We start from the raw sequence: 13,957 nt of genomic DNA, 5'->3' as shown, positions 1-13,957 counted from the left end.
AGATGAAAACAGTGCAAGTCATACGCACAAAGCGGCCTGGGGCAGACGCCACCCCCTGCCCTCGGTGTATACTGTGCGTTTGTCATGGCAGGCACACGCGCAGCCTTTTTGATGGGGCGCCAGAAAACAGTAGGCATTGACCAATGAGCGATACCACACCTTCACCGCAGGATTTTGCGGCCACGGTTGACCAGCTGGAAACCATCGTAGAACGCCTGGAGTCAGGCGAGCTGTCATTGGAAGATGCGCTGGGCGCCTTTGAGCAGGGCGTCCGGTTGACGCGCGACGCCCAGCAACGCCTGGACAGTGCCGAGCTAAAAGTCCGCGCGCTGAGCGAAGATAGCGAAGGCCGTTTAAACGTCACGCCGTTTGCTGATAGTGAATCGCCCAAGGATGCCACTGACGAGGGTAAGGAGACGCCCCCATGGTAGCGACCAACGCCCCCTCATTGACCGCCTTACGTCAGGCCAGCAATGCCCGGGTAGATGCCACGCTAAACGCGCTTTTTGACGAGCGCGCCGTGGTACCGCGGCTTGATAACGCCATGCGCCACGGTCTTTTAGTCGGCGGCAAGCGCTTGCGCCCGCTGCTTGTTTATCTTGCTGGGCAGGCGCTGGGGGCACGCGATAAAGACCTCGACGCCCCGGCCGCCGCCATTGAGCTCATCCACGCCTACTCATTGATTCATGACGACTTGCCCGCCATGGATGACGATGATCTGCGCCGAGGCCAGCCCACCGTGCATATCGCCTATGACGAAGCGACCGCGATTCTGGCAGGCGACGCGCTACAAACCCTGGCCTTTGACGTGCTGGCACGCACCGCTCACCCGCGGCTTGGCAGCCTGATCACGACGCTTACCACGGCGTCTGGCCGTGAGGGCATGGTGGCAGGCCAAGCACTGGACTTGGCGGCTATCGGCGGCCACCCTGACGTGGACGCCCTGGCGCACATGCACGCTCATAAAACCGGTGCGCTGATTGTGGCGGCGGTGCGTATGGGCGGGCTGATTGCCGTTGACGAGAGCGACCCGCGTATAAATGCCCTGACTCGCTACGCGCGCGCCATTGGTCTAGCCTTCCAGATTCATGATGATGTCCTTGATGTGACGGGTGACACCATGACACTCGGCAAAATATCCGGCGCTGACGCTGCACGCGCCAAGCCGACGTATCCCAGCCTGTTGGGGCTGGAAGGCGCGCAACAAAAAGCGCGCACCCTGATTGACGAGGCCATTGCCGCTCTCGCCCCATTAGGCGAGCAAGCCGCCCCCTTGGCCGAATTAGCCCACTATATGATCGAGCGCGACCACTAGATGCCCATGAAGCTGTTCGACGAGATTCCCCGCGAGCGTCCGGCAACGCCGCTGCTCGACTCTTTTGATCATCCCGCTGCGCTGCGGGCCATGAATACCCAGCAGCTTGCCCAACTGGCTGACGAGCTGCGTGCCTACCTGCTTTATAGCGTGGGCGTTTCCGGCGGCCACTTTGGCGCAGGCTTGGGGGTAGTAGAGCTGAGCGTGGCCCTGCACCACGCCTTTCATACGCCCAAGGATCGCCTGGTGTGGGACGTAGGCCATCAGGCCTATCCACACAAGATTCTCACCGGCCGCCGTGAAGCGATGCTCAGCATTCGCCAGCACGGCGGCCTGGCGGCATTTCCGCGCCGTGCTGAATCCGAATACGACACCTTTGGCGTGGGCCACTCGAGCACCTCGATTTCCGCAGCGCTCGGCATGGCGTTGGCTGCTCAGGCCAAAGGCGATAATCGCCGCGTCTGTGCGATTATTGGTGATGGCGCGCTCACGGCGGGCATGGCTTTTGAAGCGCTGGCCCATGCCGGCCACGTCAACGCCAACATGCTGGTCGTGCTCAACGACAACGAGATGTCGATCTCGGAAAACGTCGGTGGCCTGGCGACGTACCTCGCCCGGATGATGTCGAGCAAACCCTATCTAAAAATGCGCGAAGAGGGCAAAAAAGTACTTTCTCATCTGCCAGGCGCATTGGAAATTGCCAAGCGCACCGAAGAGCACATGAAAGGCATGGTCAGCCCCGCCACGCTGTTCGAGGAAATGGGTTTTCACTACATCGGCCCGATTGACGGGCACGACCTTGAGGCACTGACCGAGACGCTGCGTAACCTGCGCGAGCTGGACGGCCCGCAGTTTCTGCATATCAAAACCTGCAAAGGCAAAGGCTTTTTACCCGCCGAGGCGGACCAGATTGGCTACCACGCCATCACCAAACTTGAGAAAGCCAGCGTGGCGCCCGCCCCACCCTTCAAAGCGCCATCCGCCCCCAAGAGAAAGTACTGCAACGTATTCGGCGACTGGCTGTGCGATATGGCCGCAAGCGATTCACGCCTGATAGGGATTACTCCCGCCATGCGCGAAGGCTCCGACCTGATTCGTTTCTCCAAAGAGTACCCAGCGCGCTACTTTGATGTAGCCATTGCCGAACAGCACGCCGTGACGCTCGCGGCGGGCATGGCCTGCGAAGGCATGAAGCCGGTGGTGGCCATCTACTCAACATTTTTGCAGCGCGGCTATGACCAGCTCATTCATGACGTAGCGGTGCAGGAGCTGGACGTCACCTTTGCCATCGACCGGGCAGGGCTTGTGGGTGAAGACGGCCCCACTCACCACGGCAGCATGGATTTGTCCTTTTTACGCTGCGTACCCGGCATGGTCATCCTGGCACCTGCCGATGAAGCCGAGTGTCGCGCCATGTTGAGTGCGGCCTATCATCATCCCGGCCCTGCGGCAGTGCGTTACCCGCGCGGCACTGGCCCCGGCGTGGAAATCCCTGAGCACCTGGAATCGCTTCCGATTGGCAAGGCGGAGGTACGCCGTCAGTCACAAAGCGATGGCGTGCGCATTGCGCTACTCGCGTTTGGTAGCCTGAACACCGCAGCCGCTGAAGTTGCCGAAAAGCTCAACACCACGCATATCAACATGCGCTCTATCAAGCCGCTGGACCGCGACACGGTCCTCCACGCGGCCGACGAGCATGAGCTTCTAATAACGCTTGAAGAGAACGTCGTTGCGGGTGGCGCGGGAAGCGCTGTTAACGAACTGCTCAACGCTGAAGGTGTGCAGGTAGAAGTGCTCAATCTCGGCCTGCCCGACGCATTTGTAGAGCACGGCACGCCGGATGAATTGCTGCGGGACTGTGGTCTGGACGCAGAGGGCATCGAAGCCGCCATTCGCCAGCGGCTGCCTTCACTCTCAAGTTAAAAGCAACACCGTGACTGATCGACAAGCACCCTCATTAGCGAGATAAGCGCCGCCCTATTACGGGCGGCCATCGCAAAGCAAGTGCCAGACAATGGGCGCCAAGCCACCGGGAAAGAGATGCTGGTTTAAAAACCGAGTTCATCCAGCAAATCATCTACCTGGTCCTGCCCTGACACGGCATCTACCTTGCCTTCACTTACCTGCGGGCCATTGCGCAGTTTGGCATGCTCATCGCGATTATCATCAATGTTCACCCCATCGGTGACGTTAGGAACATTGTCGACCAACACTTGAACAAGCTGCTCTTCAATTAGCTGGATGACCTCCATCATCTTCTTGATCACCTGGCCGGTTAGATCCTGGAAGTCCTGAGCCATCATGATTTCAAGCAGCTCTTTCTGCGTAGACCCCGTGGCGGTCGGAAGCGAATCACTCAAATAGAGCTGCGTGTCCTTGATAAGCGATGGGTCGCTTTCTACAACGGCTAGAGCCGCCGCTGCCTGCCAGCGCGTATTAAGCGCGGCGCCCTCCTCCTCAAGCTTGTCTTGCACGGGTTGCGCACGTTCAACGGCATTCAGTGCCCGCTCAGCCGCCTGTTCCGTCATTGAGGCCACATAGTTGAGCCGGTCATTGGCATCGGGTATGGCCTGCGCTGCCTGGCTGATCTGCTGATCCAGGCCCAGCTCCTTCATGCTATCCCGCAGCAGGCGGGTCAAGTGGCCTATACGATGCACCATCTCATCATTACTGTCTTTTTTACCCAGCACCGACGGCATGGTCGTGTCGTGGGCGTTGTTAACAGTGCTCATGACAATCCTCTTGTGGAAAAAACTTGTTGAATGTCGCTGTTGATGATCTGGTCACCATCAATATACGTATCCGCTATGGTTTTCAGACAGACAAGCGTTAAAGCCCGTTAACTATCTTCGGCGTACCCTCCTAAAACTTGAGCGTTTGCTTTATTTGAAAGCCCTTGTCTGGCGCTTTTAGACCTATTCAACGGATGAGATCACTCACGCAGTACCAGCACGCGCCACCCAACTTGGGAAGAAGTACCGTTATGCAGCATCTCAAGCGGCTTTTACCCCGTTCTCGCAGAACTCAAACGAGGAGTCATATTCAGGGTCGCCCTATGTGCATCCGGGGTAATCGAACCCATCGGGCTGGTTGAGCTTAAACAGTGAACGGGCACGGGCGTTGGCCGCCTGCCGGGTTGTGATACTCAAAAACCCTGAGATCGTGTACCGTAGAGTTTTTTTGGGGCACCCGGGTGGAACGAGGGCATTGCGCTTCTCCAAACAAACGGACAGAAAGCCTGGCAACAAAAGTTAGCACGCTTTCTTTTACCGCCTTACGTTCAGCGAAAAACGCCGTTTGGTCAAGCGACAATAGCTGAAAATGCCCGCCCCTAGCTGCAAACCCACGACTTCTGACGCTTAGAGAGAGCCATGTTACTTCTGATTATATTTTTTGCCCTGGTGGGTTATGCCATCGGCGGCGCCACTGGCCTGTTCATTGGCGGTGTGCTGGGATGGTGGCTGGCACGACGCCTCGCCAAGCGGTTAAGAGAGGCGCGCATGCGCCTTCAGGAAGGCTTTTTAGAGTCGATTTTTTCCGTTATGGGCTGCCTTTGCCAGGCCGATGGCAAAGTGACCGAAGGCGAGCTTAGCGTTGCCGAAAAGCTGTTTGACCAGATGCATTTGCAGGGGGCGCAGCGGGCCAAGGCACGCGCTGCCTTTGAGCGAGGCCGTGCGGATAACTTTGACCTGGATGCTGAGCTTGCCAACGTCGGGCGCCTAACCCGCCATCAACCGGTTATGCGCCAGGTGTTTTTACAGGTTCAGCTGTCGGCTATCGCCGCTGACGGTGTCTTGCATCCTGAAGAGCATGAAATGATCGTGCGGGTAGCGCGTGGGATTGGTTGTAGTGAAGCAGAGGTACAGCAGATTGAAGCCATGCTGCATGGCGCAGCCGCCAACTCCCAAGGAGCCAGTGAAGAGGCACTTAAGGACGCCTACCGCGTGCTGGGTGTGAGTGAAGAGGCAAGCGATGCCGAGATCAAGAAAGCCTACCGTCGCTTAATGAGCCAAAACCATCCGGATAAGCTGGCCGGTAAAGGCTTGCCTGAAAGCATGCGTGAAGTGGCCCAGGCGCGCACCAGTGAAATCGGCAATGCCTACGAACGCATTCGCAAGGCGCGCGATAACCAAGCGTAAGCTGCTTATAAGATGAAGGTCAGTCCAAGCACGCGGCCCCGCAAAGGCCGCGTCCACCATCCTGCCAATATCGACATCCTGACACCAGGCCGCTAAATTGGAAGTGTCTTCTTTTCGCCAGCCTCGGCTGGCACCTTGTCAGGAGCGCGCCATGATCACGCTATACACCTATCCTCGCTCACGCTCGCTACGTGCCGCCTGGACGCTTGAAGAGCTGGGCCTTGAATACCAGTGTCAGCATGTTGCGCTGGATAAAGGGGAAGGCCAAACCTCGGCGTATCTGGCACATCATCCGGCTGGCAAAGTACCGGTACTGGAGGATGGCGAACTTACCCTGTTTGAATCGTCGGCCATTTGCCGCTACCTGGCCGAGCACTACGGTAACGGCAAACTGCTGCCGACTAACGCCGCCGAGCGTGCCCTGGTCGACCAGTGGTTAAGCTTTATCGTGACCGAAGTCGAACAGCCGCTCTGGACCCAAGCCAAGCACACCTTTGCGCTACCTGAAGACAAACGCGTACCGGCCGTAATTCCTACCGCAGAGTGGGAGTTTCAGCGCGCATTGGGCGCTCTTGAACGCCGTTTTCAGGGCCAGGAAACGCTACTTGGCGGCGACTTCACCTTGGCCGACCTGTTTCTCACCCATACGCTTTCCTGGGCCATCGGCATGAAGCATCGCCTCCCCGAGCCGTTCTTGATCTACCACAAACGCCATACGCAGCGTCCGGGCTTGGCAAAAGCCGGTGAGCGCGAGCAAGCCGCCGCTCAGTAAGCCAGCACCGCGTTTTACACCGTATGAGGCAGTACCGTTGCCACTACTGCAAAGTAGTGGCAGATGCTTCCTCCCACCACAAAGAGGTGCCAAATAGCGTGATTGTAGGGAATCGCACGCACGGCATAGAAGATGACGCCCACCGTATACGTAATGCCGCCCGCGGCCAGTAAGGCGATGCCGGTTACCGAGAGCTTCGCCGCCATTTCTTCTGATGCCAGCAGGATCATCCACCCCATCAGCAAATAAATAACCACGCGAAAAATCGACAGCCGCTGCGGCCACAGCAGCTTGCAGGTAATGCCTATCAGCGCCAGCGACCACACGGCGGCAAACAGTGCCCAGCCCGTTGGGCCGCGCATATTCACCAGTAAGAAAGGCGTATAGGTGCCTGCAATCAGCAAGTAAATCGCGCAGTGGTCCAACAGTTGAAAGCGCTGCTTCCAAAGCCGATGCGGGATACCGTGATAAAGCGTAGAGGCGGTATATAGCAATACCAGCGTCATGCCGTACAAGCCAAGGCTTGTCAGTTTCCATGGGTCTACCTGAGCGGCAATACTCGCCATGACCAGCAGTACCACTGCCCCAACAACGCTTAACAATGCGCCCACCCCATGGCTGATGCTATGTAAGCGCTCTTCTAATGCACTGAACTCTTCAGACTTGACGCTGGCTGTGTGGCTCATATCCCCTCCACCGTGTGTTAACGGTCATGAGTAGCAGCGAACGACGCGGCTAACCTGGATAATAGAGTTCTGGATAATAGAGCCATCACCATAGCGCTGAAACATGACAAAACCCAAACACGGAAGATACAGCGCTTGGGTTTTGTTTGGATGTTGATGAGCGCCGTGAATAGGCAGTTAAATAAATAGGTTAAATGGGAGGATAGGGCAGCGCGTTTTCTATTCCACGGGGCGCTTCAAATCCTGCGGTGGCTGCAATCCGGCGTGATACCCGCCGGTAGGCGTGCCGCTTGGTGAAAGCTTGAGCCCAGCAGATATCCACGGCGGCCATCATGCCGGGCATAAAGTGATCGTAAAGATGAAGGTAGGAGCCGCAGATCGCACAACTGCTTACGTTGGTAATCGCATCACGGGGATGCTCTATTTCGTGATCGGGAACCGTATCGTAGCGCACGTCGTTTTTGTCGTGCCAGCAACGTGTTTTCGTGGTTGCTCCTCCTTACTCTTTTGCAGATAATTAGCATCCTGCTATGTATCAGTGTCGGCCTGTATCAACGATGGTCTGTATCAACGATGGTCTGCATCAACTTTGTTCTGTATCGACACCGGCCTTTATCAACATAGCTCAGACGTTAGGCAAAAAAGTTTAAGGAAAAGCAATTTTTCGAGGTTTTAGCAGCAATAAAGCGTTATTTCAGCCCTTTCGCTCAATATCGACATCGCTTGCCTGAGTAAAATCTCCCAGCGCCATCATATGGCCAAGCTTGCCCGCTTTGGTGGCAAGGTACTGTTCATTGTGCGGATTTAAACCGGTGGTGATGGGTAGCCGTTCGACCACATTAACGCCATCCCGAGTCAGCGCATCAACTTTACGGGGATTGTTGGTCATCAGCTTAAGCGCGGTAACGCCTAGATGATTGAGCATTGGCACGCATAGGTCATAACGGCGCATATCGGCGCCAAACCCGAGCTGTTCGTTGGCTTCTACCGTATCCGCCCCTTGGTCTTGCAGGTGATAGGCGCGAATCTTGTTTAGAAGCCCGATGCCGCGGCCTTCCTGGCGCAGGTAAAGCAGTACGCCGCGGCCCTCTTCCGCAATACGCTTAAGCGCTTCCTGCAGTTGATAGCCACAGTCGCAACGCATGGAGAACAGCGCATCGCCGGTCAGGCATTCGGAATGAACACGCCCCAGTACCGGCGCGTCACCCGTGAGGTCGCCCAGCGTCAGGGCGATATGATCCTTACCGGTCGCGTTGTCTTCGAAACCGTGCATGGTGAACGTGGCCCAGGGAGTGGGCAGTCGGGAAGCAGCAATGAAGCGAATGGTCACAGGTTACCTCGCAGATTAACCAAACCAGTTAACCACAACAGTATGGGCAAAGTGGGCGGGTAGTTTATCAGGAAGCGAGCCATGCCTCACGGCTGTTACTCGCTAAAATTAAAGCAGAGAAGAGTGAGCGTGGTTCACCCTGTTCTAGCATATACATTTACCGTGCGTGGATTAAGATAATGCAACGCCCTCATGCACGCAGGTTTTACGATGTAAAACCCTATAGGGTTGCAATAATGCAACAACGCGGGTGCTTCACAAGCTCGCTTAATTAACAGTCAGACCATTTACCCGCAGCGTGATAACCGCTGAGACAACCGAATTTTCACCATCTGACGGAACATTATGCTGCTACTTATACTTATCACAGCGCCTTTTATCGCCAGTATGATGGCCGCATTAATGCCCGCCAATGCCCGTAATCGGGAAGCATGGCTGGCGGGCGGCGTAACGCTTTTGGGGCTGCTGATTACCGGTTTTCTCTATACCCAGGTAGGCGCCGAGGAGATTGTTCGGAGTGAATTTGGCTGGCTTCCCAGTGCCGGTCTAAACGTCGTATTACGTATGGATGGCCTGGCCTGGTTATTTGCCATGCTCATTCAGGGCATCGGCCTACTGGTCATTATTTATGCCCGCTACTACATGTCGCCTGCTGATCCCGTGCCTCGCTTTTTTTCGTTTCTGCTCGCGTTTATGGGTTCAATGCTGGGGGTGGTGTTATCAGGCAACCTCATACAGCTGGTGCTGTTCTGGGAGTTAACCAGCATTACCTCGTTTTTGTTGATTGGCTATTGGCATCATCGCGCCGACGCCCGCCGCGGCGCACGCATGGCGTTCACCGTGACAGCAACCGGGGGGCTTTGTCTGCTGGTCGGTGTCTTGATGCTTGGCCATATGGTAGGCAGCTACTCGCTTGATGTTGTGTTGGCCTCGGGTGATCTCATCCGTAATCACGCGCTTTATCGCCCCATGCTGGTATTGGTGGCGTTAGGGGCGCTGACCAAAAGCGCGCAGTTCCCTTTTCACTTTTGGTTGCCGCATGCTATGGCAGCGCCGACACCGGTATCGGCTTTTTTGCACTCAGCCACCATGGTCAAGGCGGGCCTTTTTTTGCTCATGCGGCTTTGGCCGTCGCTGTCGGGAACGCCTGAGTGGAGCTGGATCATCATGGGGGCGGGGGTATGCACCATGTTGATTGGTGCCTTCACCGCTATTTTCCAGCACGATTTAAAAGGCCTGCTGGCCTACTCAACCATCAGCCACCTGGGATTGATTACGGTCCTGTTGGGCATTGGCACCCCTTTGGCCCTAGTGGCCGCGATTTTCCATACCGTTAACCATGCCACGTTCAAAGCCTCGCTTTTCATGGCCGCAGGCATTATTGACCATGAGACGGGTACCCGGGATATGCGCCACCTGCGCGGCCTTTATAAAGCGCTACCCTATACGTCCACGCTGGCGATTGTCGCCAGTGCGGCGATGGCCGGCGTCCCGTTTCTTAACGGGTTTATTTCCAAGGAGATGTTCTTTGCCGAAGCGCTGAGCGTTGGCTCCGCGCAAAACTGGGGGATGTCCATTGCGGCCGTGTTGATGGGTGTATTTGGCGTTACGTATTCGCTTCGCTTTACCTACGTTTTTTTCGGCAAGCTGCCCGATGACTTGCCTCGCCAACCGCATGAGCCACCGCGCTGGATGCGCTTCCCTGTCGAGTTTTTGGTGCTTTGCTGCCTGGTGGTGGGCATTATCCCAGGCCTGAGTATTGGCCCCTTCCTGCACGCTGCCGTTACCTCCGTATTAGGCGAGGCAACGCCCTACTACAGCCTCGCCGTTTGGCACGGCTTCAATCTGCCCTTGGCAATGAGTTTCGTCGCGTTAATCGGCGGTGTGGCGTTCTATATTTGGCTACGTGTCCGCTATGGGCTAATCCAAGCCACCCATGTTCCGTTGTTGGGACGCTTTAACGGCAAGCAAGCCTACGAAAACACCATGCTGCGGATCTCATCCATCGCCTCTTTGCTGGAAAAAATACTCAGCACACGGCGCCTACAGCCTCAGCTCTTACTCATGGTGGTGATGCTCCTGGCGGCGCCCATTTTGCTGATACGCCCCATCTCGCTGCTTGCTCTGCCTGCCAATGGGGAATTTTCTTGGCTCTTTGCCGGGCTATGGCTGATGGGGGCGATTTGCGCCGTCGCGGCGGCCTGGCAGGCAAAATATCATCGCTTGGCAGCGCTTAGCCTGGTAGGCGGCGTAGGCATTATTACCAGTCTGTCGTTTTTGTGGCTATCGGCGCCCGACCTGGCCCTTACCCAACTAATGGTGGAAACCATTACCACGGTGCTGATCCTGTTGGGTCTACGCTGGCTTCCCCCGCGTATCGCGCCGCGGGAATTGAACATTACCACCACCCACCGCGCACTATTTCGTCGCTCACGCGATATCGTCATTGCGGTGTGTGCGGGGCTGGCAATGGCGTTGGTCAGCTATACGGCACTGCTACGCACACCTTCTGAAGGCGGTATTTCTGACTTTTTCCTTACCCATGCCTTAAGTGAAGGCGGGGGCAGTAACGTGGTCAATGTACTACTGGTCGATTTCCGTAATTTCGATACGTTGGGCGAAATTGCGGTGTTGGCCATTGTCGCCTTGACCGTTTACGCACTGCTGCGGCGCTTTCGCCCCGCGCCTGAAAGCCTGCCCATTCCCGCTCAGCAGACCAACAGCGTTGACCCGGCGGCAGGGCAAACACCTATCCAGCAAGTGGCAACAGGCTATCTCAGGATCCCCAGCGTTTATTTACGCTTGCTGCTGCCCGTTATGGGAGTGATGGCGGCCTACTTCTTTATTCGAGGCCATAACCTGCCCGGCGGCGGTTTCGTTGCTGGTTTGATCTTTGCGGTTGCGATTATTGTTCAATACATGCTGGCAGGCACGCAGTGGGTTGAAACGCATCTACGGCTTCGTCCTCATCGCTGGATTGCGTTTGGCTTGCTGACGGCCTGCACAACGGGTTTGGGCGCTTGGCTATTGGGTTATCCTTTCCTGACCACTCATACCGCACACTTCACGCTTCCTGTGCTTGGCGAGGTGCACTTGCCGAGTGCGTTTATATTTGATTTAGGTGTGTTTGGCGTGGTCGTTGGCTCCTCGATACTCATTCTTGTGGCGCTGGCACACCAATCCGTACGCAGCCACCGCCTACCCGCTACCACGGCGCCAGCGCCTCTCAACCCTCAACAGGAGACCCACTAATGGAAGCTGTTATGGCCATTGCAATGGGCGTCATGTTCGGCTCCGGGGTGTGGCTGCTGCTGCGTCCACGTACCTTTCAGGTCATTACTGGCTTATTGCTTATTTCGTATGCCGTTAATCTGTTCATCTTCATCATGGGGCGTCTCTCCATCAACCAGCCCCCCTTAACGCTTGCCGAGGGCACTATTGACCCCGCTTTGTATGCCGACCCGATGCCCCAGGCGCTGGTCTTAACGGCTATCGTGATCGGCTTTGCCACAACAGCCCTTTATCTGGTGGTGATGATTGGTGCTCGCGGTCTTACAGGCACCGACCACGTTGATGGCAAGGAGCCCCATTGATGAGTCTTCCCTGGCTGCACCATTTAATGCTGGCTCCTGTTTTGCTGCCCTTGATATTCGGGGCGGGGCTGATATTGGTGAATGAGCGCCATCACCAAAAAAAGTTTTTTATTAACCTGGCCAGTACGCTGGCGATGCTGGCGACTTCGGTAGCACTGCTTTTGCTGGCAGACAATGAATACTGGCCCGATGGCATTGGCCTCTACCTTTCTGCTAACTGGACAGCTCCCTTTGGCATTGTCTTGTTGGTTGACCGGCTAACAGCGGTGATGCTGCTACTTGCATCAATATTGGCGAGCGTTTCTCTGATCTTTGCCATGATCCGTTGGAGCCGCATTGGCGTGCACTTTCACTCGTTATTCCAGTTTTTGCTAATGGGCATTAACGGGGCCTTTCTTACCAATGACTTGTTCAATCTGTTTGTGTTCTTCGAGGTCATGTTGGCGGCCTCGTATGGCTTGATACTGCACGGCTATAACAGCGTGCGCATCCGAGCAGGCATGCAGTACATTGTGGTGAATTTGTTAGCGTCGTTTTTCTTCCTGATTGGCGTGGCCCTGATTTACGCGACGACCGGCACGCTTAACATGACCGACTTGGCAATGCGCTTGAGCATGCTATCGCCGGAAGACCTCATGTTGTTAAAAATTGGCGTGGTTATTCTGGCGTTAGCCTTTCTCACCAAGAGCGCCATGTGGCCACTGGGGTTCTGGCTGCCCACGACGTACTCGGCGGCCTCGCCGCCGGTGGCTGCCATGATGGTGCTGATGACCAAAGTCGGCGTGTACGTGCTGATTCGGCTGTGGTTACTGCTGTTCTCGGAAGGTCCTGCCGCCGGTTTCGGCTTTGACCTACTGCTCTGGGGAGGCCTTGTCACGCTTGCTTTCGGCACCATCGGTATTCTTGCAAGCCAGGAACCTGGCCGTATGGCAGGCTACGCGGCGGTCATCTCATCAGGCACGCTGCTGGCCGCCGTCGGTTACGGCCAACCGGCGCTTATCAACGTGGCGCTGTTTTACTTGATCAGCTCGACACTGGCGGTTGCCGCGTTTTTGCTGCTGATAGAGTTAATTGAGCGTATCCGCACACCGGGAGCAGCGATGCTGGCATTAACCATGGAGGCTTTCGCGGTTGAGGATACGCCCGAGGAGCCTGTCGGCAAGGCGATTCCAGGCGCGCTGGCCTTTTTGGGGCTGGCCTTCGCCTGCTGTGCCCTGATTATTACCGGGTTGCCGCCGCTGTCAGGGTTTATCGCCAAATTCAGTCTTTTTCATAGGCTGTTGAATCCTACCGACATGCTGATCGAGAGAGGGATAGTCACTTGGGTCGTCATTGCGCTGGTCGTGCTTTCCGGGTTGGCAGGTATTATTTCGTTAATGCGTTTTGGGGTACGGACCTTCTGGGCCGTCCAGAACCCGGTCGCGCCCCACTTGCAGCGCTCCGAAGTCATGCCTGTCATCACCCTGCTACTGGCCTGCCTGCTGCTCACCGTTCAAGCAGGCCCCACGATGGCGTATCTGGAGCGCAGTACAGACGCGCTCAACCAGCCTGAGGTCTATTTGAACCGTCTAGGATCAACCGCTGCGGTGGGCGGTACGTTCGGGGAGTCGGACCAATGACACTGCGCTGGCTTCCCTCTCCTGCCTTATCGGGCGCCTTGTTAATCATGTGGCTGCTGTTGAATCAAAGCATTGCGCCTGCGCAAATGCTACTGGGCAGCGCCCTGGCCATTGCCGCACCGCTGCTTGCCAAGCCACTGCGTCCGCTTGCCCCGGCGCCACTGCGTAAACCGCGGGTGTTGGCACGCCTGCTGTTGATGTCGATGATCGAAATCATACGCTCTTGCTTTAACGTCAGCCGCATCATCTTGTTCAATGCCAAGGGCGTGCAATCGCAGTTCATCCAAGTGCCGCTGGATCTTAAAGACCCGTACGGCTTGGCGTTGCTTTCGTGCCTGATCAATTCAACTCCCGGCACCGTGTGGGTAGAACAGCTGCCAGACTCCAATGATTTGGCGCTGCATGTGTTTGACCTTCACGATGAACAGTGGTGGATCGACACGATTAAAACGCGCTACGAACAGCCATTAATCGAGATCTTTGAACATGAATAAAAGGCGTTC

Annotated in this window: 13 protein-coding genes; 9 read left to right on the top strand and 4 right to left on the bottom strand. The window is 56.3% G+C overall.

The genetic code is table 11. The annotated features are described in order from the left end of the window. The first annotated feature begins 143 nt into the window (after positions 1-143). From ACT3RU_RS01695 to dxs, 3 genes are read left to right on the top strand one after another with little or no spacing between them, the layout of a single operon-like run. Positions 144-431, top strand: a complete 288-nt coding sequence (locus ACT3RU_RS01695) for an exodeoxyribonuclease VII small subunit (protein ID WP_172116926.1) — start codon at positions 144-146, stop codon at positions 429-431. Then, a complete protein-coding gene (ispA, locus tag ACT3RU_RS01690; RefSeq protein WP_192527759.1) occupies positions 425-1,315 on the top strand; it encodes a (2E,6E)-farnesyl diphosphate synthase in 891 nt (296 codons plus the stop codon). The genes ACT3RU_RS01695 and ispA overlap by 7 nt, the downstream gene beginning before the upstream one ends. Further along, positions 1,316-3,238 carry a 1-deoxy-D-xylulose-5-phosphate synthase gene (gene dxs, locus ACT3RU_RS01685; RefSeq protein ID WP_172116924.1) on the top strand — a complete coding sequence of 641 codons (1,923 nt, stop codon included), beginning with the start codon at positions 1,316-1,318 and terminating at the stop codon, positions 3,236-3,238. A gap of 125 nt (positions 3,239-3,363) precedes the next feature. On the opposite strand, the gene cheZ is transcribed toward dxs, so the two are convergent. Further along, a complete protein-coding gene (cheZ, locus tag ACT3RU_RS01680) occupies positions 3,364-4,047 on the bottom strand; it encodes a protein phosphatase CheZ (protein WP_192527760.1) in 684 nt (227 codons plus the stop codon). Positions 4,048-4,686: 639 nt separating this feature from the next. On the opposite strand from cheZ, the gene djlA reads away from it, so the two are divergent. Together djlA and ACT3RU_RS01670 are read left to right on the top strand one after the other, a co-directional pair. Further along, a complete protein-coding gene (gene djlA, locus ACT3RU_RS01675; protein WP_192527761.1) occupies positions 4,687-5,454 on the top strand; it encodes a co-chaperone DjlA in 768 nt (255 codons plus the stop codon). Between the two features lie 151 nt (positions 5,455-5,605). Then, a complete protein-coding gene (locus ACT3RU_RS01670) occupies positions 5,606-6,226 on the top strand; it encodes a glutathione S-transferase family protein (RefSeq protein ID WP_087110615.1) in 621 nt (206 codons plus the stop codon). A gap of 14 nt (positions 6,227-6,240) precedes the next feature. On the opposite strand, the gene trhA is transcribed toward ACT3RU_RS01670, so the two are convergent. The 3 genes from trhA to ribA form a co-directional block, all read right to left on the bottom strand. Then, on the bottom strand, positions 6,241-6,912 hold the full coding sequence (gene trhA, locus ACT3RU_RS01665; RefSeq protein WP_087110613.1) for a PAQR family membrane homeostasis protein TrhA: 672 nt from the start codon (positions 6,910-6,912) through the stop codon (positions 6,241-6,243). 190 nt (positions 6,913-7,102) lie between these two features. Further along, positions 7,103-7,366 carry a hypothetical protein gene (locus tag ACT3RU_RS01660; RefSeq protein WP_225733842.1) on the bottom strand — a complete coding sequence of 88 codons (264 nt, stop codon included), beginning with the start codon at positions 7,364-7,366 and terminating at the stop codon, positions 7,103-7,105. A gap of 240 nt (positions 7,367-7,606) precedes the next feature. Next, entirely contained in the window at positions 7,607-8,242 is a 636-nt protein-coding gene (ribA, locus tag ACT3RU_RS01655) for a GTP cyclohydrolase II (protein WP_087110611.1), read from the bottom strand. A gap of 345 nt (positions 8,243-8,587) precedes the next feature. Between ribA and ACT3RU_RS01650 the strand changes: the two genes are divergently transcribed. Genes ACT3RU_RS01650 through ACT3RU_RS01635 form a run of 4 tightly spaced genes read left to right on the top strand, consistent with a single transcriptional unit; the run spans position 8,588 to position 13,948 of the window. Next, positions 8,588-11,494, top strand: coding sequence for a monovalent cation/H+ antiporter subunit A (locus ACT3RU_RS01650; RefSeq protein WP_192527762.1), 2,907 nt, complete (start codon positions 8,588-8,590; stop codon positions 11,492-11,494). Continuing rightward, on the top strand, positions 11,494-11,835 hold the full coding sequence (locus ACT3RU_RS01645; protein WP_192527763.1) for a Na+/H+ antiporter subunit C: 342 nt from the start codon (positions 11,494-11,496) through the stop codon (positions 11,833-11,835). The genes ACT3RU_RS01650 and ACT3RU_RS01645 overlap by 1 nt, the downstream gene beginning before the upstream one ends. Then, positions 11,835-13,454 (top strand): monovalent cation/H+ antiporter subunit D, encoded by a 1,620-nt coding sequence (locus ACT3RU_RS01640; RefSeq protein ID WP_192527764.1) that lies wholly within the window; start codon positions 11,835-11,837, stop codon positions 13,452-13,454. Before ACT3RU_RS01645 ends, ACT3RU_RS01640 begins: the two co-directional genes overlap by 1 nt. Next, positions 13,451-13,948, top strand: coding sequence for a Na+/H+ antiporter subunit E (locus ACT3RU_RS01635; protein WP_192527765.1), 498 nt, complete (start codon positions 13,451-13,453; stop codon positions 13,946-13,948). Before ACT3RU_RS01640 ends, ACT3RU_RS01635 begins: the two co-directional genes overlap by 4 nt. Positions 13,949-13,957 lie beyond the last annotated feature (9 nt).

Source organism: Halomonas sp. TP35, from assembly GCF_052375975.1.
GTDB classification, from domain to species: Bacteria; Pseudomonadota; Gammaproteobacteria; order Pseudomonadales; family Halomonadaceae; genus Vreelandella; species Vreelandella citrativorans.
The sequence above is the reverse complement of the archived record's forward strand: the minus strand, read 5'-3'. Positions and strand labels throughout refer to the sequence as shown.

Coding starts and splice junctions, on each gene's coding strand:
- ACT3RU_RS01695 (WP_172116926.1), top strand. CDS start 144: ATGAGCGATACCACACCTTCACCGCAGGATTTTGCGGCCACGGTTGAC.
- ispA (WP_192527759.1), top strand. CDS start 425: ATGGTAGCGACCAACGCCCCCTCATTGACCGCCTTACGTCAGGCCAGC.
- dxs (WP_172116924.1), top strand. CDS start 1,316: ATGCCCATGAAGCTGTTCGACGAGATTCCCCGCGAGCGTCCGGCAACG.
- cheZ (WP_192527760.1), bottom strand. CDS start 4,047: ATGAGCACTGTTAACAACGCCCACGACACGACCATGCCGTCGGTGCTG.
- djlA (WP_192527761.1), top strand. CDS start 4,687: ATGTTACTTCTGATTATATTTTTTGCCCTGGTGGGTTATGCCATCGGC.
- ACT3RU_RS01670 (WP_087110615.1), top strand. CDS start 5,606: ATGATCACGCTATACACCTATCCTCGCTCACGCTCGCTACGTGCCGCC.
- trhA (WP_087110613.1), bottom strand. CDS start 6,912: ATGAGCCACACAGCCAGCGTCAAGTCTGAAGAGTTCAGTGCATTAGAA.
- ACT3RU_RS01650 (WP_192527762.1), top strand. CDS start 8,588: ATGCTGCTACTTATACTTATCACAGCGCCTTTTATCGCCAGTATGATG.
- ACT3RU_RS01645 (WP_192527763.1), top strand. CDS start 11,494: ATGGAAGCTGTTATGGCCATTGCAATGGGCGTCATGTTCGGCTCCGGG.
- ACT3RU_RS01640 (WP_192527764.1), top strand. CDS start 11,835: ATGAGTCTTCCCTGGCTGCACCATTTAATGCTGGCTCCTGTTTTGCTG.
- ACT3RU_RS01635 (WP_192527765.1), top strand. CDS start 13,451: ATGACACTGCGCTGGCTTCCCTCTCCTGCCTTATCGGGCGCCTTGTTA.